The sequence below is a fragment of the Pseudomonas sp. YL2 genome (assembly GCF_023063025.1).
GTDB lineage: Bacteria > Pseudomonadota > Gammaproteobacteria > Pseudomonadales > Pseudomonadaceae > Aquipseudomonas > Aquipseudomonas putida_A.
Map to the genome: position 1 here is coordinate 191390 of NZ_JAJSLU010000007.1, position 21007 is coordinate 212396.

The following is a 21007-nucleotide window of genomic DNA, read 5'->3' on the forward strand; positions in this document are numbered from 1 at the left end:
ACTGGCGGATGGGCCACTGCCGGGCGGCGGGCCCTCCGCGAGCCGGCCCGCTCCCACGGGTTTTGTGTCCGCCCCAAATCCCCTGGGGGGGCGAGCCTGCTCGCGATGGGGCCGCGTGACTTATACGAATCCTCCCCGTTGATACAAATCAAGATGCCCCGCCGCGCCCTCCCCTAGACTCGCCACACTGCCAGCCTATCCGGGGGAATGCCCGCATGCTCGACGCCATTCGTTGGGACACTGATCTGATCCGCCGCTACGACCTGGCGGGGCCGCGCTACACCTCGTACCCGACGGCCGTGCAATTCAACAGCCAGGTCGGCACCTTCGACCTGTTCCATGCCCTGCGCGACAGCCGCAAGGCGTTGCGCCCATTGTCGCTGTACGTGCACGTGCCGTTCTGCGCGAACATTTGCTACTACTGCGCCTGCAACAAGGTCATCACCAAGGATCGCGGGCGAGCGCAGCCGTATCTGCAACGGCTGGAGCAGGAAATCCAGTTGATCGCCTGCCACCTGGAACCGGCGCAGAAAGTCGAGCAACTGCACTTCGGCGGCGGCACCCCGACTTTTCTCAGCCATGACGAACTGCGCCAGTTGATGGCGCACCTGCGCAAACACTTCAATCTGCTGGATGACGATTCCGGCGATTACGGCATCGAGATCGACCCACGCGAGGCCGACTGGTCGACCATGGGTCTGTTGCGCGAACTCGGCTTCAACCGGGTCAGCATCGGCCTGCAAGACCTCGACCCGGCGGTGCAACGGGCGGTCAATCGCCTGCAAAGCCTGGAAGAAACCCGCGCGGTGATCGACGCCGCGCGCACCCTGCAATTTCGCTCGATCAACATCGACCTGATCTACGGCCTGCCGAAGCAGACCCCGGAGAACTTTGCGCGCACCGTCGAGGAAGTCATCAGCCTGCAACCGGACCGGCTCTCGGTGTTCAATTATGCGCACTTGCCGGAGCGCTTCATGCCGCAGCGGCGGATCAACAGCCACGAGCTGCCGAGCCCTGCGCAAAAACTGGAAATGCTTCAGCGCACCATCGAACAACTGACTGCCGCCGGCTACCGTTACATCGGCATGGATCACTTCGCCCTGCCCGACGACGAGCTGGCGATTGCCCAGGAAGAGCAGACCCTGCAGCGCAACTTTCAGGGCTACACCACCCACGGTCATTGCGACCTGATTGGTCTTGGGGTGTCGGCGATCAGCCAGATCGGCGACCTCTACTGCCAGAACAACAGCGATCTGAACCAGTACCAGAACACCCTCGCCGCTGCGCAACTGGCGACCAGCCGTGGCCTGGTGTGCAATGCCGACGACCGCCTGCGCCGCGCGGTGATCCAGCAACTGATCTGCAATTTCAGCCTGGATTTCGCCGAAATCGAGCAGGCGTTCAACATCGATTTTCAGGGTTACTTCGGCGCGCTGTGGCCGCAACTGCAAGGCATGGCCAACGATGGGCTGATCAATCTGGAACGCGAGCGGATCGAAGTGTTGCCGGCCGGGCGCCTGCTGGTGCGTTCGGTGTGCATGGTGTTCGACGCGTATCTGGAACAGCAGAACCGCCAGCGCTTCTCGCGGGTGATCTGAAACGCCCTGCTTATGAAACCGATGTATCTCGAACGCCCCGTGTTTTTGTTTGCCCTGCGGCCTTATGCCCGTGGGACAAACTCGCCGCAGACTGGCCTGAATGTCCTCCCGTGGGTTACCCTTACGGCTTATGTGTGTTTTCCCACAAGGATTTAAGAAATGTCCGAGCCAGTCAAACTGCGCGCTCACAACCAGGCCCATTGCAAGGATTGCAGCCTGGCTCCTCTCTGCCTGCCACTTTCTCTGAATCTGGAAGACATGGATGCGCTGGACGAAATCGTTAAACGTGGCCGCCCGTTGAAAAAGGGTGAGTTCCTGTTCCGTCAGGGCGACACCTTCGATTCTGTCTATGCAGTACGCTCCGGCGCCCTGAAGACCTTCAGCCTGAGCGACAGCGGCGAAGAACAACTGACCGGTTTCCACTTGCCGAGCGAACTGGTTGGTCTGTCCGGCATGGACACCGAGAAACACCCGGTGTCGGCCCAGGCCCTGGAGACCACCTCGGTCTGTGAAATTCCTTTCGAACGCCTTGATGAACTGGCCCTGCAACTGCCGCAGCTGCGCCGTCAGTTGATGCGGGTGATGAGCCGCGAGATCCGTGACGACCAGCAGATGATGCTGCTGTTGTCGAAAAAAACCGCCGACGAGCGCATCGCCACGTTCCTGGTCAATCTGTCGGCCCGCTTCCGTGCTCGCGGGTTCTCGGCCAACCAGTTCCGCCTGAGCATGTCGCGCAATGAGATCGGCAATTACCTGGGCCTGGCGGTGGAAACCGTGTCACGGGTGTTCACCCGCTTCCAGCAGAACGAACTGATCGCCGCCGAGGGCAAAGAGATCCACATCCTCGACCCGATCCAGCTCTGCGCCCTGGCCGGCGGCTCGCTCGAAGGCTGATCTCGATCCGCGGTTGAGCGAAGCGTTTCAGCCGCGGGTATACTGCGCCGTTTGCAGCCCTGCCAGGACACCTCGACGATGGTCTTCGACTCCTTCGACATCAAATCCCTGATCCGCCCCGTGATCGACTTCCCGAAACCGGGCGTGATCTTTCGCGACATCACCCCGCTGTTCCAGTCGCCCAAGGCCCTGCGCCTGGTGATGGACAGCTTCGCCCACCGTTATGTGGAAGCCGATTTCACCCACATCGGCGCGATGGATGCGCGCGGTTTCCTGATCGGTTCGGTGCTGGCCTACCAACTGAACAAGCCGCTGGTGCTGTTCCGCAAGCAAGGCAAACTGCCCGCGGACGTGCTGGCCGAAGGTTACGCAACCGAGTACGGCGAAGCGTTCCTCGAAGTCCACGCCGACAGCCTGTGCGAAGGCGATTCGGTGGTGATGTTCGATGACCTGATTGCCACCGGTGGCACGCTGATCGCCGCGGCCAACCTGATCCGCCGCATGGGCGCGCGGGTGCATGAAGCGGCGGCGATTATCGATCTGCCGGAGCTGGGGGGTTCGCAGCGTCTGGAAGATATGGGCATCCCTACCTTCTGCCTGACGCAGTTTGCCCTGACTGATAAGTAAGTAGCGCCTGTCAGACCGCTTTCGCGAGCAGGCTCGCTCCCACATTTGGAATGCATTCTCCTGTGGGGGCGAGCCTGCTCGCGAAGGCGTCGGCCGCCTCAACGCAGAACCTAAAGCCCCATCTGCTTGCTGATGATTTCGTTCATCACCTCCCGCGTCCCGCCGCCAATCGACAGAATGCGGTTATCCCGATACAGCCGCTCCACCAGACTCTCGCGCATGTAACCCAGGCCGCCAAGAATCTGCACCGCTTCGCTGGTGATTCGATCCGAGGTGTCCGTGGCAACGTTCTTGGCCATGGAAATCTCCTTGATCACGCTCTGCCCCGCCGCCATCTTCGCCGCCTGGCGGTAGGTGAACTCGCGCGATACTTCCAGTGCGGTGGCCATTTCGGCCAGCCGATGCTTGATCACCTGGAACTTGCCGATCGGTTTACCAAACGCCTCACGCTCGCGCGCCCACTTCAGCGCCTCTTCGAGCGCGAGCTGCGAGGTCATGTTGGCCATCAGTGCCAGCGCCAGCCGTTCACTCTGGAAATTGCCCATGATGCAGGCGAAGCCCATGTTCTCGGCGCCGATCAGATTGCCCACGGGCACCCTGCAATCGTCGAAGAACAGCTCAGCGGTGTCCGAGGCCCACCAGCCCATTTTCTTCAGCTGGCGGCCTACGGTGAAGCCTGGGGTGCCCTTCTCGATCAGCAACAGACTGATGCCGCCGAAACCCGGCGCTCCGGTGCGCACCGCGACGGTGTAGAAATCGGCACGCACGCCGCTGGTGATAAAGGTTTTGCTGCCGCTGACCCGGTAGAATTCGCCGTCACGCACGGCGCGGGTCTGAAGGTTGGCGACGTCGGAACCGCCGCCGGGTTCGGTAATCGCCAACGCGCAGATCTTCTCGCCGCTGAGCACCTGCGGCACGACGCGCTCGCGCACCTCGGGCCGGGCCCATTTGACGATCGGTGGCAGGCCGATATCCAGCGAACCGAGGCCCGCGACCAGACCACCGGAGCCGCAGCGCATCAGCTCTTCGCTGGCGGCGACCTTGGCGAACACATCACCTTCGTGGCTGCCGCCCAGCACTTCGGGATAACCGATGCCGAGAATCCCTGCCGCCCCGGCCTTCAGATACAGCTCTCGGGGAAAGCTTTCGGCTTCTTCCCACGCATCGATGTCCGGCAGGATCTCGCGCTCGACGAAACGTCTGACGCTGTCGCGGACCATTTGGTGGCTGGGGTCGAAGTATTCCTGGAAGGCAGGCATCGGCGAACTCCATCGAAGGGTTGGCCGACGTTAACCGAGCGCTTGCTTGGTTTTCAATAAGTTTGTGTGAATCAGTCAGACCGAGGTGCGCCATTCGCGAGCAGGCTCGCTCCCACAGGGGATTTGTGAATGGCCCAAAGCCAATGTGGGAGCGAGCCTGCTCGCGAAGGCGTCAAATCAGACACTGCATCACTTAAAGAGAGATGGGTTTACGCCCGGCAAACGAATGCGCCAGCGTCCCGCCATCCACCAACTCCAGCTCACCACCCAGCGGCACACCGTGGGCAATCCGCGAGGCGATCAGGCCTTTGTTGCTGAGCAGTTGGGCGATGTAATGCGCGGTCGCCTCACCTTCCACCGTCGGGTTGGTGGCGAGGATGACTTCAGTAAACGTGCCCGCCTCTTCAATACGCGCCATCAACTGCGGAATACCGATGGCTTCCGGCCCGAGACCGTCGAGCGGCGACAGGTGGCCCTTGAGCACGAAGTAGCGCCCACGGAAACCCGTTTGCTCCACCGCATACACGTCCATCGGCCCTTCCACCACGCACAGCAGCGTGTCGTCGCGGCGCGTGTCGGCGCATTGCGGGCACAGATCGTCTTCGGTCAGCGTGCGGCACTGACGGCAGTGACCCACCCCTTCCATGGCCTGGCTCAAGGCCTGGGCCAGGCGCGTGCCGCCGCTGCGATCACGCTCGAGCAACTGCAACGCCATGCGCTGGGCGGTTTTCTGGCCCACGCCCGGCAAAGTGCGCAGGGCGTCGATCAGTTGGCGAATCAAAGGGCTGAAGCTCATGGGTAAAAAGTCCGACAAAACAACGAGACGCGGTTTATACCCGCGCCTCTGGCCAGCGTCAAATGCTCAGTCCTGGGTAACCTTCACCACCAGTTTGCCGAAGTTGCGCCCCTCCAGCAGACCGATGAACGCCTCGGGTGCCTGCTCCAGACCTTCCACCACGTCTTCGCGGAATTTGACCTTGCCGTCGCGCACCCACGGCACCATGTGGCTGATGAATTCCGGCTGACGGTCGCCGTAGTCATCAAACACGATAAAGCCCTGAATCCGCACGCGCTTGGTCAGCAACGTACGCTGCAGCATCGGCAGACGATCCGGGCCTTGCGGCGCTTCAGTGGCGTTGTAACCGGCGATCAGCCCGCACAGCGGGATCCGCGCCTTGGGGTTGAGCAACGGCACCACGGCATCGAACACATGCCCGCCGACGTTCTCGTAATAGATGTCGATGCCTTTCGGGCAAGCCTTGGCCAGTTGTTCGGCAAAGTCCGGCGCCTTGTGATCGATGCAGGCATCAAACCCCAGTTCCTCGACCACGTATTTGCATTTGTCGGCTCCACCGGCCACACCCACGGCGCGCAGGCCCTTGATCTTCGCCACCTGACCGACCACTGAACCGACCGCACCGGACGCTGCAGCCACCACCAGGGTTTCGCCTTCTTTCGGCTGACCGATGTCGATCAGCCCCATGTACGCGGTCATCCCCGGCATGCCCAACACGCCGAGCGCCATCGACGGGCTCGGCAGGCCGGACGGAATCGGCATGATGTTACGACCGTCACTGATGCTGTGGCTCTGCCAGCCAGTGAGGCCGACCACCAGATCGCCCTGGTGGAATTTCGGATGACGGGAATTCTCGACACGGCTGACAGCGCCACCGGTCATCACTTCGCCGATTTGTACCGGCGCGGCGTAGGACGGCGCGTCACTCATGCGTCCGCGCATGTACGGGTCCAGCGACAGGTACAGGGTTTTCAGCAGCACCTGGCCGTCTTCGAGATCCGGCAACGCTTCGCGCTCCAGACGGAAGTTTTCCGGAGTCGGCGCACCGACAGGGCGCGAGGCGAGGACGAAGCGTTGGTTGAGGGTCAGAGGGTCGGACATGTCAGCGTCTCCTGTGAATGATGAATTCGGCGGTATAGGGAGCAGACCTTTGGCGGCGGTGGTGGGTTCGATGTTTCTTCAGTTGGTCCGAGCCGACGCCTTCGCGAGCAAGCCCGCTCCCACAGGAAGAACGCATTCCAAATGTGGGAGCGGGCTTGCTCGCGAAAGCGTCAGCTCTGCCAACACATGACACTCAGGCAAAAACAAAAATGCCAGGCGCGATGCCTGGCATTTTGTGTAGCTCATCCAACTCGCGATGGCGAATCAGAATGGCAGTTTCATACCTGCTGGCAGGTTCATGCCGGCGGTCATGCTGCCCATTTTTTCCTGGCTGTTGGCTTCGATCTTGCGCACGGCATCGTTGACGGCGGCGGCGACCACGGCTTCGAGCATTTCCTTATCGTCTTCGCTCAGGCCTTCAACCAGGCTTGGGTCGATGCTGACGCTTTTCACGTCGTGACGACCGGTCATTACCACGGTGACCATATCGCCACCAGCCTTGCCGGTGACTTCGGCGTTGGCCAGTTCTTCCTGCATCTTGGCCATTTTTTCCTGCATCTGCTGTGCCTGCTTCATCAGGCCGGCCATGCCACCTTTCATCATGGGAATCACCTCAAAAGTACTTGGATCAAAACAGCGCCCGGCACTTAACGCCGAACGCCCTCAGTAATTAGCCTTGGGCGACCAAGGCGTCGACAGGTTCAATAGTATCGTGTCGCACCACTGCACCGAACTGCTGGACCATCTGCTGGATGAACGGATCCCCGTGGATCGATTCCTCCGCCTCGCGCTGACGGTTGGCCCGGCGACGGGACGCGGCCTGCGCCGGGGTTTCCTGCTCGGACTTGATCAGTTCGATGGTCAGGGTCAGCGTGCGACCGTGGAACTGGTTCAACGCATCGTTCAGGCGCCGCTGTTGTGTGGCGTTGAACAGCGCGCTGTGCGCCGGGTCCAGGTGCATCAACCAGTGGTCGCCATCGATTGCGATCAGCGTGCAGTTGGCGGCGATGCTGCCGGTCATGCCGGAGATCGGCAGTTGCGGGAACAGCTCCAGCCATTGCAACGCCAGACCGGTGGCCGGCGCGGCGGCAGGCTCCGGCTCGGGTTCCGGGGCCGGCTCGGCGGTGTGTTCGCTGGCCAGATCGTCGAGGTAGCTGTAGGCCGAATCCATGTCCGGCTCGATGTAGTCTTCGTCCAACGGCGGCTCGTCGTCGAGGTCCATGCCTGGAGTGGCGGCATCGACGTCGGCGACCGACGGCTCGGGAATCGGCGCAGCGGCCCACTCCGGCGCATCCGGCACCACGCTGTCCGGGGTCGGCAGCGGCATCGGCGGCAACTCGGGCTGCTCGCTGGCGGTTTCCAGCACCGGCTCGACGGCTGGTTGCTGCACCGGCTCAGGTTCTGGCTCGGGTTCGACCGGGTCGTTCCACGGCAGGTCGACCAGCGCTTCGGCGACGACCGGTTCAGGTTCTGCTTCTGGCGCGGGTGCCGGCGCAGCCACCACCACAGGCTCTGGAGCCGGCGTTGGTGCTGGAACAACAACCGGTGCAGGCGCAACAGCCGCAGCGACTACCGGCGCAGGCTTGGGCGCGGCAGCCACTGAGTTTGCGGAATCAACTGTGGCCTGGCTGATCCCCACTGGCTTTAGCGGTTGCCTCGGGGCGTCCGCCGTATCCGCCGGCCGGAAGGCCAGCATCCGCAGCAGGACCATTTCAAAGCCACCACGGGGATCCGGCGCCAGCGGCAAGTCGCGGCGACCGATCAGGCCCATCTGGTAATAGAACTGCACGTCTTCGGCCGGCAGCGCCTGAGCCAATGCCAATACGCGGTCACGGTCGCCATGACCGTTGTCGACACCTTCAGGCAAGGCCTGGGCGATGGCGACGCGGTGCAGCACGTTGAGAATTTCCGAGAGCACGCCGTTCCAGTCCGGGCCTTGCTCGGCCAGGTGGCGCACGGCTTCGAGCAACGCCTTGGCGTCACCCTCGATCAGCGCGTGCAGCACGTCGAAGACCTGGCCGTGATCCAGCGTGCCGAGCATCGCTCGCACATCGGCGGCCAATACCTTGCCTTCACCGAAGGCGATGGCCTGGTCGGTCAGGCTCATGGCGTCACGCATCGAGCCGTCAGCGGCGCGGCCCAGCAACCACAGCGCGTCGTCTTCGAACGGCACGTTTTCGGCGCCGAGCACGTGGGTCAGATGCTCGACCACACGCTCGGGCGTCATGTTCTTCAGCGAGAACTGCAGGCAACGCGACAAAATCGTTGCCGGAAGTTTCTGCGGGTCGGTGGTCGCCAGGATGAACTTGACGTATGGCGGCGGCTCTTCGAGGGTTTTCAGCAGCGCATTGAAGGAATGGCTGGAGAGCATGTGCACTTCGTCGATCAGGTAGACCTTGAAGCGCCCACGGCTTGGCGCGTACTGCACGTTGTCCAGCAGCTCGCGAGTGTCCTCGACCTTGGTCCGGCTCGCGGCGTCGATCTCGATCAGGTCGACGAAGCGCCCTTCATCGATCTCGCGGCACACCGAACACTCGCCGCAAGGGCTGGAAGTGATACCTGTCTCACAGTTCAGGCATTTGGCAATGATCCGCGCAATGGTGGTCTTACCGACCCCGCGGGTACCGGTGAACAGGTACGCGTGGTGCAGCCGCTGGCTGTCCAAGGCATTGATCAGAGCCTTGAGCACATGGGTCTGGCCGACCATTTCGCGGAACGAGCGCGGACGCCATTTACGTGCAAGAACCTGATAACTCATCGAAAACCGTCGCAACGAAGGAAGCTGAAGCGGCTAATGCTAGCGGAGCAAGGGCAAAATTGCATCCGGTGTGCTCGTCTAATCTGGCTAAGCTGCTGTTGGCGGGGAAATTTCGCTCGTGATCGGGACTCATCGGAGCATTTATGCGTTGGGCCTTGGGAGCTTTGTTGGGGATCAGTCTGAGCGTGAGCGCGGCCGAACCGCCGCTGCGCTTCGTCGTGGCCGACAGCTGGGCGATGCCGATGGTGCAGATCGACCACGGCCGCCCGACCCAGGGCATCCTCCACGACATCATGCTCAGCCTTGCGACGCAGGTCGGCGTGCCGGCCGAATTCCACGTCCTGCCGCGCGCCCGGGTGCAGAACGCCATGGAGCACGGCGAAGTCGACGTGCGCTGCTATGCCGCACAATCGTGGCTGCCGAATCAGTCCGGGGACTATATCTGGAGCCTTCCGCTGCTGTTCCAGCGCGATTTGCTGATCAGCCGCGACGCTCAGCCGCCCCGCGTCGACCCTGCCGATCTGCCCCGCCAATCGATCGGCACCGTGCTCGGCTATACCTATCCGACCCTGCAACCGCTGTTCGACGCCGATCGCCTGCAACGCGAGGACGCGCGTAATCAGGAACAAGTGCTGGAAAAACTCCTGGCCGGCCGCTACCGCTATGCGGTGAGCAATCAATGGACACTCGACTGGTTCAATCAGCGTCTGCTGCCCGGGCAGCAACTGCACGGCGTCGCGGTGCTGCAGGAGCAGCATGTGGGCTGCTACGTGAGGAATGACCCTCAGGTGCCGGTGCAGCGAATCTTGCGCACGTTGTTGCGGATGAAAATGTCGGGGGAGATTGATGACATCATCCGGTTGTATACCGGGTCCGCTGAAGCCACCCCATAACCCATTGTGGGAACGGGCTTGCTCGTAAAGACGGTGTGTCAGTCACCTGATTCGTTAACTGGCACACCGCCTTCGCGAGCAAGCCCGCTCCCTCAGGGGGACATTTCCGACAGAGAATTATTCAGTAGCCGTGCGACTCACGGAATTTCTGGTAGTCGTGAAATTCGATCCATTCGACCACATCGTACGGCAGGTAAAGCTGCTGCCGGGCGCGGGAGATGGCGATGTACACGGCGCAGATCCGCTGATCGAACGCGTAGGCGTCCTTGAACTGCACGTTGGTCAGCAGCTCGGGCGTCAGCAGAACGCGGTCGAACTCCATGCCGCCCGCCTCGTGCGCCTGCATCAGCAGGCAGCTTTTGCCGGGGCCGCCGATCATCCGGTTGAGCCGGGTCAGATCAGCGACCTTGAAGCCTTTCTCCAGCTCGGCCTCGACCCACAAAAACGCTTCGTCGAACTGGTTGGCATCGCGCACCTGCTGCCACTTGGGCAGATCGCTGAAATAGCGATGCGGGCCCTTCTCGCTGTGCGTGGAACTGTAATAATCGACCTTGAACAACTCGATGGCGCTGGTCATGAAGTGCTCGAGGTCGCGCTGCGCTGTCATGTCGGCAAAGCTGAACAGGCAATTGGCATCGTGCAGTTGCATGGCCCACTTCATGGTGTCCCAAGGGGACGCCGTCAGCACCACGCAACCTTCCGGCGGGACAAAGCCCTGCGGATAAAACTCGATGCCGACGTCCGCCTCACGCGCACCTTCGAACGGCACCTTGCTCTTTTCCGAGTGCCGGGAAATCAGCGGATTGACCAGACGCTCGACGTTTCGTCCCGAACGCACCGAGTAGGTGATATCGCTCTGACGCACTTCACGCTTTCTTTTCACCAGATCGCGCTCGGCGTGCTGGTACTCATCGCCCAGCGTGATCAGCACCTGTCGGCCACGCTCGATTATCTGCAGCAGCGAAGCGGGAATGTCCTGACTCTCGTCAATCAGCACGTGTGTATAACGCGGCGGCACCACGCAGCCCGCAAGGCTTGCCCGCTTGATCAGCAACAAGGCTTCAAAGCCGCTCTGCCGGCCCCACGCCGGATTGGCCTCAAGGTAAGTCCAGACGCGGCTCGAATATTCCAGCAGCACTTTGGACTCAAGACCGGACAAGGACAGTTTGAAATACGGCAAATGATGCGCCGACAGGCTGTAGTCCCGGGAGTGGCAATAGCGCTCGAGGGTTTCCAGGCAGACGTTCAGGGTGCGTTGCGCGTCATGCTCGCGAAAGCCGAGGATGTTCAGCTCCTGCGCCAGACTCTGTTTGCTCGCGACTCGGCCGGCGGCGCTTGCCGGCTGTGGCTTGCGCCCATAAATCAGCCCGCGCGCGAACGCCTCAAAGGTGATGCCGGGCTTGCGTTCACTGGCAACACCCATGCGCTGGCACAGGGTCGCGAGTTTTTCCGGGGTGCGTGCCAGCAACAGGGTTTTCCCGGGGTCCAGGCACTCGGTCAAGGCACCGACCAGGTGGCTCTTGCCGATCCCGGCATAGCCTTGCACATGCAGGTCTTCATCGAGGTTGGCGCGGAAGGTTCTGACCAGTTTGTCCTGCGCGGCGCTGAGCCAGCGCTCGCGGTGCGCGGGGCTGATCATCTGCTGGCTGAACGGATTGTTGATCGCGTGGTGGCGCGCCTTGAACTCGTCATCCCACTTGCCATCGGGCAGCAGGTAATCCTGCGCCGACACCTCTTCGGCCAACAGCAATCGCAGGTTCAATCCCCTGATGGCGTTCAGGCCGAAGTACAACTGGCGCGGGTCGAACAGCCGTTGCGCCTCGGACAGCAGCCCTGCCCCGCCATCGACCGCCCAGGCGATCAGGCGCGCCAGCACCTTCTCCGCCGCTGCGGCGGTGAGATCCTTTTCGGTGGCCTGAGCCAGATTCTGGATGACCAGCACGGCGGCCAGCTGCGCATCCGTCAACTCGCCGAGGTTTTTTGCGCCATCGGGCTGCAACAGGCTGGCGCAGGTCTCATCCGTCACGGGCAAGTACACGGCGGTGGATAAATCGTGATGTTCCGGGTGCATACAACCTCGTAGCCAGGGCGCGAACTTGTCAACGACGCGCGCAGCAAGACGGTGGAGTATGCCACTGTTCAACCTTGGTGACTGAACAGGCATCGGGGGGCAGCCTTCGCGAGCAGGCTCGCTCCCACAGGGGCTGGCGTGAAAGCCCAAATCGCGGGCATAAAAAAACCGCAGTGGGCGAAACCCATGCAGTTCTGTTGAAGCGTTCTTCGTTCGTTAAGGTGGTAACCCCACCAGCCACACCCCGGCACACAATGTTCCCGCTGTGGCTGCTGCCTTCCGGCTCTGACCAGGTTCACGGGTAATCGTTGCGGGGGGACCGATGGGGTCACCATAACGACACTCACCTGTCGGCGAGCCGCGCCATTGTACCTATCTGAAGCGAAGTTACAACCGTTGGTTTCAGATTAAAAATATGAAGGGCTTCAAGCACTTGCTATTGCGCCTGCAACACCTCGTCCGCCTTGCCGCCCGCCTGCTGGATCACTAGATGGATGAAGTGCAACTTGGCAATCGCCGCCGCCGGCAGCACGAACGGGTAGAAATCCGGCTGGCCCATACTGCGTGACAGCTCGTTGAGCATGCCCGCCAGTTCGATCCACGCATTGACGAACGATAGGAACGCCGCGCCGCCGGGGTGCTCCGGGTCGTACAGCGTGCTGGACGGGAACGGCTGGTAGTCGAAGTCCATTTCCCGCGCGCTCATGCCGAAACCCAGCGCGGTATCCACCGCGTCCATCATGTGCAGGTAATGCGCCCAGGTTTCCGCCCAGTCTTCCCATGGGTGCATGGTCGCGTAGGCGCTGACGTAGTGTTGCGGCCAGTCCAGCGGTGCGCCCTGTTGATAATGACGGTCGAGCGCTTCGGCGTAACTGGCGCGCTCGTCGCCGAACAGGTTGCGGAAAGGTTCAAGCCACGGCCCATTGGCGATCAGACGATCCCAATAATAATGCCCGACCTCATGCCGGAAATGCCCGAGCAGCGTGCGATAGGGTTCATGCATTGCCGCCCGCACCTGCTCGCGATGGGCGTCGTCGGCTTCTTTGATATCGAGGGTGATCAGACCGTTGGCGTGGCCGGTCATTGGCGCGTTGCCTTCGAGGTCGACGCCGATGAAGTCGAAGGCCAGACCGGTGGCCTCATCCACGGTTTTCGGGATGACCGGCAGGCCGAGGGTGATCAGTTGCGCCACCAGCCGGCGCTTGGCGATTTCGACTTTGCGCCAGCGTTCGGGGTTTTCCGGCACTGAGAGGTCGGGGATGGTGCGGTTGAGGCTGCAGGCGATGCACAGGCTGTCGTGGCCGTTATCCGGCAGCAGCCAGTTGCACGCGGCGGGAGTATCGAGGTTGGCACAGCGACGAAACAATCCGGCGCCGGGATCGGCATCGAGTGTCCAACTGCCGTCCTGTGGCCCGGGCTGCAACGAGGTCAGGCGACTTTCTTCAGGCTGATAGCCCAACATGGCGTTGCAAGCCAGACACTGACTGTTGCGAAAGAACAGCGACTGGCCGCAGCGGCACGGCCAGATTTTGCTGTTGCGTGAAGATTCGCCCATGAACGGCGCGACGATGCGAGAACTGAGCTGCTCGAAAAAGCGGTACATGGCGATCTCTCCCTGGGGCTTGCCAAGACTAGATCATCCTGAAGTCAACAATGTTCCCGAATACAACGCAGCTACTGAGTGACACTGCCGATGTGGCGAGGGAGCTTGCTCCCGCTGGGTTGCGAAGCAGCCCCCAAAACCATGCGACCTCATTTACCCTGAAATACCGAGGATGGTGGTTTTGCGACGACTTCGTCGCCGAGCGGGAGCAAGCTCCCTCGCCACAAAAGCAGACTGCCGAACAAAACTGTATCAGGCAGAAATGCCATGGGTTTTGAGGAACGCGATAAACGCCTCTTCGTCCATCACCTTCACCCCCAGCTCATTGGCCTTGGTCAGTTTCGAGCCGGCACCGGGCCCTGCGACCACACAATGCGTTTTCGCCGAGACCGAGCCAGCAACCTTGGCGCCGAGGCTTTCCAGGTGTTCTTTGGCCACATCGCGGCTCATCAACTCGACCTTGCCGGTAAGCACCCAGGTTTCGCCGGACAGCGGCAGGCCCTCAACGACTTTCTTCTCGCTCAGCCAGTGCATGCCGAAATCCCGCAGCTGTTTCTCGGCGGCCTCGGCGATCTGCCGATGCTCGGGCACAGCAAAAAACTCGCGCACCGAATTGGCCTGCTTCTCCGGCAGCGCCTGACGCATGTCCAGCCAGTCGGCATTCATCACCGCCTCCAGCGAACCGAACCTGTCCGCCAGTTTCTGCGCGCCGCCCGGGCCGACAAAGGGAATGTGCAGCTTGTCGAGCAGACCGCCGAGCGTGGTGCTGGCGGCGAACTCGGCGCCGAGTTCACCCTGATCCTGAATCTGCAGGCCATGCCCCAACAACTCGGTGATCACCTGCTGGTTGTGTGCATCTTCAAAGAAGCTGTGAATCTCGTGAGCCACTTCCAGGCCGATGTCCGGCAGGTAGGTCAGCACTTGCGGCAACGCCTGCTGCACGCGCTCCAGCGAACCCAGCGAGCGCGCCAACACCTTGGCCGTTTCCTCACCGACATCGGGAATGCCCAGCGCATAAATGAACCGCGCCAGTCCCGGTTGCTTGCTGTCTTCAATCGCCGCCAGCAGCTTGTTGCTGGAGACCTCGGCAAAGCCTTCCAGATCGACAATGTCATCGAACTTCAGCGCGTACAGATCGGCCGGCGAGCTGACCAGACCTTCATCGACCAGTTGCTCGACGCTTTTGTCACCAAGGCCTTCGATATCCATCGCCCGGCGCGAGACGAAATGAATGATCGCCTGCTTCAGTTGCGCACCGCAGGCCAGACGGCCAACGCAGCGGTACACCGCGCCTTCGCTGATGGTCTCCTTGCCCTTGCTGCGCTTGACCAGTTGCGTGCGCTCGACATGGGAGCCGCAGACCGGACAATTCTCTGGAATCGCTACAGGACGAGCATTCTCCGGGCGACGTTCGGTGACCACTTGCACCACCTGCGGGATCACATCACCGGCACGGCGGATGATCACGGTGTCACCAATCATAAGGCCCAGGCGCGCCACTTCATCCATGTTGTGCAGGGTCGCGTTGGCGACGGTGACGCCGGCGACCTTGACCGGTTTCAGTCGTGCCACCGGAGTGACGGCGCCGGTACGGCCAACCTGGAATTCCACGTCGAGCAGTTCGGTGAGTTCTTCCATGGCGGGGAATTTGTGCGCGATCGCCCAGCGCGGTTCGCGGGCACGGAAGCCCAGCTCGCGCTGATCGGCGATGCTGTTGACCTTGAACACCACGCCGTCGATTTCGTAGGCCAGCGCGTTACGCCGCTCACCGATGTCGCGGTAGTAATCCAGGCACTCGCCGATGCCTTTGGCCAGTTTCAGCTCGTGGCTGATCGGCATGCCCCACTTCTGCAATTGCTTGAGGTTGCCGATGTGAGTGTCGGATATATCGTGGGAGACCTGACCGATGCCGTAGCAGCAGAATTCCAGCGGGCGGTTGGCGGTGATCTTCGAATCCAGCTGACGCAGGCTGCCGGCAGCGGCGTTGCGCGGGTTGGCGAAGGTCTTGCCGCCGACTTCCAGTTGCGAGCCGTTGAGGCGCTCGAAACCGGCCTTGGACATGAACACTTCCCCGCGCACTTCGAGGGTCGCCGGCCAGCCTGTGCCGTGCAGCTTCAACGGGATGTTGCGCACGGTGCGCACGTTGACGCTGATGTCTTCACCGGTGGTGCCGTCGCCACGGGTGGCGCCGCGCACCAGCACGCCGTCCTGATACAGCAGGCTGACCGCCAGGCCATCGAGTTTCGGCTCGCAGCTGTATTCCACCGCCGCGCCGCCACCGAACAGATCACCGGCCGGCAGATCCAGACCTTCGGTCACCCGGCGGTCGAATTCGCGCATGTCGGTTTCTTCGAAGGCGTTGCCGAGGCTGAGCATCGGTACTTCGTGACGCACCTGGGTGAACGCGGTCAGCGCCACACTGCCGACACGCTGGGTAGGCGAGTCACTGGTGATCAATTCCGGATTGGCCGCTTCCAGCGCCTTGAGCTCGTGGAACAACCGGTCGTACTCGGCGTCCGGAATGCTCGGCTCGTCGAGGACGTGGTAACGGTAGTTGTGCTGATCGAGTTCAGCGCGCAGCTCTAGAATGCGGTTTTTGGCGGCGGTCATGGGTGTTCTCTCATAAAGCAAAAGAGCAGCCGAGGCTGCTCAATCTTCTAAATCACAATAGCTCAAGGCTATGGACATTGTGGCGAGGGAGCTCGCTCCCGCTGGGCTGCGCAGCAGCCCCAAAATCACGGCGGCTTCGCCACCGAGCGGGAGCAAGCTCCCTCGCCACAACTGCGCTCTGGCCTTAGCGCTTCTGGGTCAGGGCGCGGCGTTCGAATTCGACGATGCGCTGACGGTAATGCTCGATGGTTTGCGCGGTCAGCACGCTGCGCTGGTCGTCTTTCAGCTCGCCGTTCAGCTCTTGGGACAGCTTGCGCGCTGCCGCCACCATCACGTCGAAGGCCTGCTTCGGATGACGCGGGCCTGGCAGGCCGAGGAAGAAGCTCACCGCCGGGGTGCTGAAATGGTCGATGTCGTCCAGATCGAAGATACCCGGCTTGACCGCATTGGCCATGGAGAACAGCACTTCACCGTTGCCGGCCATGCTTTCGTGGCGGTGGAAAATATCCATCTCGCCGAAACGCAGACCGCTTTCCAGAATGTTCTGCAGCAGGGCCGGGCCTTTGAAGCCGGCGGCGTCGCGGCAGATCACGCTGATCACCAGGACTTCTTCGGCTTGCGGCTGATCCTTGTCGGCCACCGCTGGCGCAGGCTTGCTGTCGTCGACGAAGTCATCATCACGGCTGCTGAAGCTCGGGCCGCCGTCCAGGTCCAGGTCGAGGTTCAGGTCGCCCTGGGCCGGACCGTTGCTGCCGCGCTTGCCACGTTTCGAACCGGATTCGCGAGGCTCGCGTGCTTCGCGGGCCGGCATGCTCACCGACGGCAGATCGTGTTCGTCCAGTTGCGGCTCTTTATGCGTATCCAGCACGCGGGCCGGGCCCAACAGCTCAGCACTGGTGTCCTCGTCCGGCAGGTTGGACAGACTTCGGTCAAGACGGAATTTCAGTTTTCCCTTGCCGCCGCGCATACGGCGCCAGCCATCGAAAAGAATACCGGCTATCACAATGATGCCGATGACGATCAGCCACTCGCGCAGACCGATTTCCATGTAATCCCGTGCCTCTATAAAAAATGCTGAAAAATAAGGGGTTTACATTGTGCAAACCGCTTTAAAACGTGGCGCCAACTCTATGTTCTGACAGGCGTTTTGCCCACGTATACGAAAAATTGACATTAAACTAGCACGACCAAAGACAACTTTACACCGTCTGTCACATTGGCTTGCGCGAATATGTCGATTGGCCAGCAAGTCGAAGTCGGTAAAAAAGTCCTACAGACTACTCATACCCTTCCGACACCACGCTGACTCAGGCGTCCACCATCGCCATCGCCTCCTCGACATCCACTGCAACCAATCGCGAACAACCCGGCTCGTGCATCGTCACGCCCATCAGTTGATCAGCCATTTCCATGGCGATCTTGTTGTGGGTGATATAGATGAACTGCACGGTCTGCGACATCTCTTTAACCAATCGTGCGTAGCGTCCAACGTTAGCGTCATCCAGTGGCGCGTCAACTTCATCGAGCATGCAGAACGGCGCCGGATTCAATTTGAAGATCGCAAAAACCAGTGCCAGTGCGGTCAGGGCTTTTTCCCCGCCAGAGAGCAAATGGATGGTGCTGTTCTTCTTTCCTGGCGGCCGCGCCATGATCGTCACCCCTGTATCGAGTAGATCTTCGCCCGTCAGTTCCAAATACGCGCTGCCACCACCGAAAACTTTCGGGAAAAGCGCCTGTAATCCGCCATTGATCTGATCAAAGGTATCTTTGAAGCGGTTACGGGTTTCCTTGTCGATCTTGCGAATGACGTTTTCCAGGGTCTCCAATGCTTCGACCAGATCGGCGTCCTGCGCATCCAGATAACGTTTACGCTCGGATTGTTGCGTGTATTCGTCGATGGCCGCGAGGTTGATCGCACCCAGGCGCTGAATCCGCGCATTGATCCGTTCGAGTTCTTCTTCGGCGGCGCGTTCACTGGCCTCGGGGGTCAACGTCGCGAGCACGCCATTGAGATCGTAGCCGTCTTCGAGCAATTGATCCTGCAACGCCTTACGCCGCACGGTCAGCGCTTGCCATTCCATGCGCTGCTGTTCGAGCTGGCCACGGATCAGTTGCGATTGCTGCTCGGCCTGGGTCCGGCGCTTTTCCGCCTCGCGCAGTTCGCGGTCGGCGTCTTCCAGCGCAATCTGCGCAGTCTTCAGTTCTTCGTCGACGGTCATGCGTTTGTCGAGCAGCTCTTCGAGTTTCAGGCGCAGCTCTTCCAGCGGTGCCTCGCCCTCCTCCAGATTCAGACTCAACTGTTCGCGTTTTTCGGTCAGGCGCTCGGCCTGCATCTCCAGACGTTCCAACGCCTGGCGCGTGGAATCGTGCTGCGCGCGCAACGAGCCGAGACGCACCGCCAGTTGATGGGCGTGATCCTTGTGCTGACGGGCTTCCTGGCGCACGCGATCAAGGCGTTCGCGCAGGCTGTCACGCTGAGCCAGCAGCAACTCGCGCTGCTCGGTGTCCAGCGCCATGGCATCGAGCGCTTCCTGCAATTGCATGCGCGCTTCGCCGATCTGTTCGTGTTCCAGTTCGCGTTGCTCGCCGAGTTCGATCAGCTCCTCATCGAGTCGGGTGCGGCGCAGCGTCAGCTGTTCAGCCTTGGCTTTACCGGCGGACAACTGGGCTTTCAATTCACCTTGGGAGCGGGCTTCGTCCTGCAGCAAACGGCGCAAATGCTCACGACCGTTTTCCTGCTGCCGCTGTTGCGCCCGCAGGGTTTGCAGACGGGTTTCCATGGCTTCGACCGTGGCTTCGCGCTCTTCGCGTTCGACCTGCAGCGTCTCGATTTCCTGGCCACGGGCGAGCATGCCGCTCTCCGCTTCACTGGCGCGACGCACCCGCAGGAAGTGCCGACCGACCCAGTAACCGTCGCGACTGATCAGGCTCTGCCCGGCACTCAACTGGCTGCGCAAGGCCAAGGCCTGCTCAAGGCTGTCGACCGGTTTGACCTGGCCGAGCCACGGCGACAGATCGATCTGCGCCTCGACTTTATCCAGCAGGCTGCCCGCTACCCGCACACCATCGCTGGCGGGGCTGAGCAGGCGCAGATCACCTTGGGTGAACCCGGACAGATCGAAGCCGCTGAAGTCATCCACCAGTACCGCTTGCAGGTCGGCGCCGAGCACGGTTTCCACCGCCAGCTCCCAACCAGCCTCGACCTTCAGCCCTTCGGCCAGACGCGGGCGCTCGGCGAGATTCTGTTCGCGCAGCCATTCGGCAGTGCCGGTGCCCGGGTCGAGCGCGGCTTGCTGCAAGGCTTCCAGCGACGCCAGTCGCCCGTTGAGGCGCTGCAAATCGCCCTGCGCCTGCTGCTGCGCGGTCAGTGCCTGCTGCAATTCCTGACGCAGTTGTTCCAGTTTTTCGACCTGCGCTTCTTCGCTGGTCTGCAAATCTTCGAGGGTCGCTTCGGATTCGGCGAGTTGCTCGTTGAGCGCCATGATCGCCGCGTCTTCCGGGTCGGCGGAAAGCAGATCGCGCTCCTCGGCCAGACGCTTCTGCCGATCAGCCAGACGCTCCATGCTGGTTTCCAGCTGCTGGATCCGCGACTGCTGCACTTCGGCCTGGCGCCGGGGTTCGGCAGCGGTCAGGTTGAAAGTGTCCCACTGCTCCTGCCAGCCGTGCATGACGCTTTCGGAATCTTCCAGCGCAGCGGCGGCTTCTTCGGCGGCGGCGCTGGTGACTTCCTGCTCGGGAATGAGCATGTCCAGCTCTTCGCCGAGGGTCAGCAGCAGCGTGCGGTCGTGGCCCAGGTGCGATTCGGTTTCCAGACGCGCGCGCTCGGCTTCTTTCAGATCGTCCTGCAACTGGCGCAAGCGCTGCTGGCCGTGCTGGATGCTCTGCTCGACCCGGGCAATGTCGCCGCCGACCGAATAGAAGCGTCCCTGCACCAGATTGAAGCGCTCGGACAGTTCGTGGTGCCCGTCGCGCAGCCGCTCGATAGCCGCATCGGCATTGCGCTGCTCGGCGACCAGCGCTTCGAAACTGACTTCCTGGGTGCCGATGATCGACTCGCGCTGGCCGACCTGATCGTTCAGATCCTGCCAGCGCAGGGCCGACAGTTGCGCCTTGAGCTGGCGCTCTTCGGATTTGTATTCCTGATACTTCTTCGCGGACTCGGCCTGACGGTGCAAGCGCTCGAGCTGACGCTCAAGCTCTTCACGCAGGTCGGTCAGACGCGCAAGGTTTTCGTGGGTGCGGCGGATGCGGTTTTCGGTCTCGCGCCGGCGCTCCTTGTACTTGGAGATCCCCGCCGCTTCTTCGATGAAGTTGCGCAGGTCTTCCGGTTTGGCTTCGATCAGCTTGGAGATCATCCCCTGCTCGATGATCGAGTAGCTGCGCGGGCCGAGGCCGGTGCCGAGGAAGATGTCGGTGATGTCGCGACGGCGGCATTTGGCGCCGTTGAGGAAATAGCTGTTCTGGCTGTCGCGGGTGACTTTGCGGCGAATGGAGATCTCGGCATAAGCCGCATACTCGCCGACCAGCGTGCCGTCGGAGTTGTCGAACACCAGTTCAATGCTCGCCTGGCTCACCGGTTTACGGCTGGTCGAGCCGTTGAAGATGACGTCGGTCATCGACTCGCCACGCAGGTTCTTCGCCGAACTCTCGCCCATCACCCAGCGTACGGCGTCGATGATGTTCGACTTGCCGCAACCGTTCGGCCCGACGACCGCCGCCATGTTACTGGGGAAGTTCACCGTGGTCGGGTCGACGAAGGACTTGAACCCCGCCAGTTTGATGCACTTCAGCCGCACG

14 protein-coding genes and 1 other RNA gene are annotated in these 21007 nt (G+C 61.6%); 4 read left to right on the forward strand and 11 right to left on the reverse strand.

The window, feature by feature from the left end; translation table 11 throughout:
* Window positions 1-215 precede the first annotated feature (215 nt).
* From hemN to LVD08_RS13110, 3 genes are all read left to right on the forward strand, one after another.
* Window positions 216-1598 (forward strand): oxygen-independent coproporphyrinogen III oxidase, encoded by a 1383-nt coding sequence (gene hemN, locus LVD08_RS13100; protein WP_247268345.1) that lies wholly within the window; start codon window positions 216-218, stop codon window positions 1596-1598.
* A gap of 159 nt (window positions 1599-1757) precedes the next feature.
* The gene (gene fnr, locus LVD08_RS13105; protein ID WP_003223347.1) at window positions 1758-2492 is read left to right on the forward strand and encodes a fumarate/nitrate reduction transcriptional regulator Fnr; all 735 of its coding nucleotides are present in this window, start codon (window positions 1758-1760) and stop codon (window positions 2490-2492) included.
* Between the two features lie 78 nt (window positions 2493-2570).
* Entirely contained in the window at window positions 2571-3119 is a 549-nt protein-coding gene (locus LVD08_RS13110) for an adenine phosphoribosyltransferase (protein ID WP_003223345.1), read from the forward strand.
* 110 nt (window positions 3120-3229) lie between these two features.
* On the opposite strand, the gene LVD08_RS13115 is transcribed toward LVD08_RS13110, so the two are convergent.
* From LVD08_RS13115 to dnaX, 5 genes are all read right to left on the reverse strand, one after another.
* The gene (locus LVD08_RS13115) at window positions 3230-4378 is read right to left on the reverse strand and encodes an acyl-CoA dehydrogenase family protein (RefSeq protein ID WP_247268346.1); all 1149 of its coding nucleotides are present in this window, start codon (window positions 4376-4378) and stop codon (window positions 3230-3232) included.
* Window positions 4379-4571: 193 nt separating this feature from the next.
* The gene (recR, locus tag LVD08_RS13120; RefSeq protein ID WP_003223341.1) at window positions 4572-5174 is read right to left on the reverse strand and encodes a recombination mediator RecR; all 603 of its coding nucleotides are present in this window, start codon (window positions 5172-5174) and stop codon (window positions 4572-4574) included.
* Window positions 5175-5240: 66 nt separating this feature from the next.
* Window positions 5241-6275, reverse strand: coding sequence for an NADP-dependent oxidoreductase (locus LVD08_RS13125; protein WP_247268347.1), 1035 nt, complete (start codon window positions 6273-6275; stop codon window positions 5241-5243).
* 264 nt (window positions 6276-6539) lie between these two features.
* Window positions 6540-6878: a YbaB/EbfC family nucleoid-associated protein gene (locus LVD08_RS13130; RefSeq protein WP_003223337.1), complete on the reverse strand. Its 339-nt coding sequence runs from the start codon at window positions 6876-6878 to the stop codon at window positions 6540-6542.
* A gap of 67 nt (window positions 6879-6945) precedes the next feature.
* On the reverse strand, window positions 6946-9033 hold the full coding sequence (gene dnaX, locus LVD08_RS13135; protein ID WP_247268348.1) for a DNA polymerase III subunit gamma/tau: 2088 nt from the start codon (window positions 9031-9033) through the stop codon (window positions 6946-6948).
* A gap of 143 nt (window positions 9034-9176) precedes the next feature.
* Between dnaX and LVD08_RS13140 the strand changes: the two genes are divergently transcribed.
* Window positions 9177-9926, forward strand: a complete 750-nt coding sequence (locus tag LVD08_RS13140; RefSeq protein WP_027613266.1) for a substrate-binding periplasmic protein — start codon at window positions 9177-9179, stop codon at window positions 9924-9926.
* Between the two features lie 121 nt (window positions 9927-10047).
* On the opposite strand, the gene LVD08_RS13145 is transcribed toward LVD08_RS13140, so the two are convergent.
* From LVD08_RS13145 to smc, 6 genes are all read right to left on the reverse strand, one after another.
* Complete coding sequence (locus tag LVD08_RS13145; RefSeq protein WP_247268349.1) at window positions 10048-11997, reverse strand: hypothetical protein; 1950 nt, start codon at window positions 11995-11997, stop codon at window positions 10048-10050.
* Between the two features lie 228 nt (window positions 11998-12225).
* Window positions 12226-12322: signal recognition particle sRNA small type (gene ffs, locus LVD08_RS13150), an RNA gene on the reverse strand.
* Window positions 12323-12433: 111 nt separating this feature from the next.
* Complete coding sequence (locus LVD08_RS13155; RefSeq protein ID WP_247268350.1) at window positions 12434-13600, reverse strand: zinc-binding metallopeptidase family protein; 1167 nt, start codon at window positions 13598-13600, stop codon at window positions 12434-12436.
* Between the two features lie 252 nt (window positions 13601-13852).
* Complete coding sequence (gene ligA, locus LVD08_RS13160) at window positions 13853-16210, reverse strand: NAD-dependent DNA ligase LigA (protein WP_247268351.1); 2358 nt, start codon at window positions 16208-16210, stop codon at window positions 13853-13855.
* A 184-nt stretch (window positions 16211-16394) separates the two neighbouring features.
* Window positions 16395-17258: a cell division protein ZipA gene (zipA, locus tag LVD08_RS13165; protein ID WP_027613270.1), complete on the reverse strand. Its 864-nt coding sequence runs from the start codon at window positions 17256-17258 to the stop codon at window positions 16395-16397.
* Window positions 17259-17517: 259 nt separating this feature from the next.
* Window positions 17518-21006, reverse strand: coding sequence for a chromosome segregation protein SMC (gene smc / locus LVD08_RS13170; protein WP_247268352.1), 3489 nt, complete (start codon window positions 21004-21006; stop codon window positions 17518-17520).
* Between the last annotated feature and the right edge of the window lies 1 nt (window position 21007).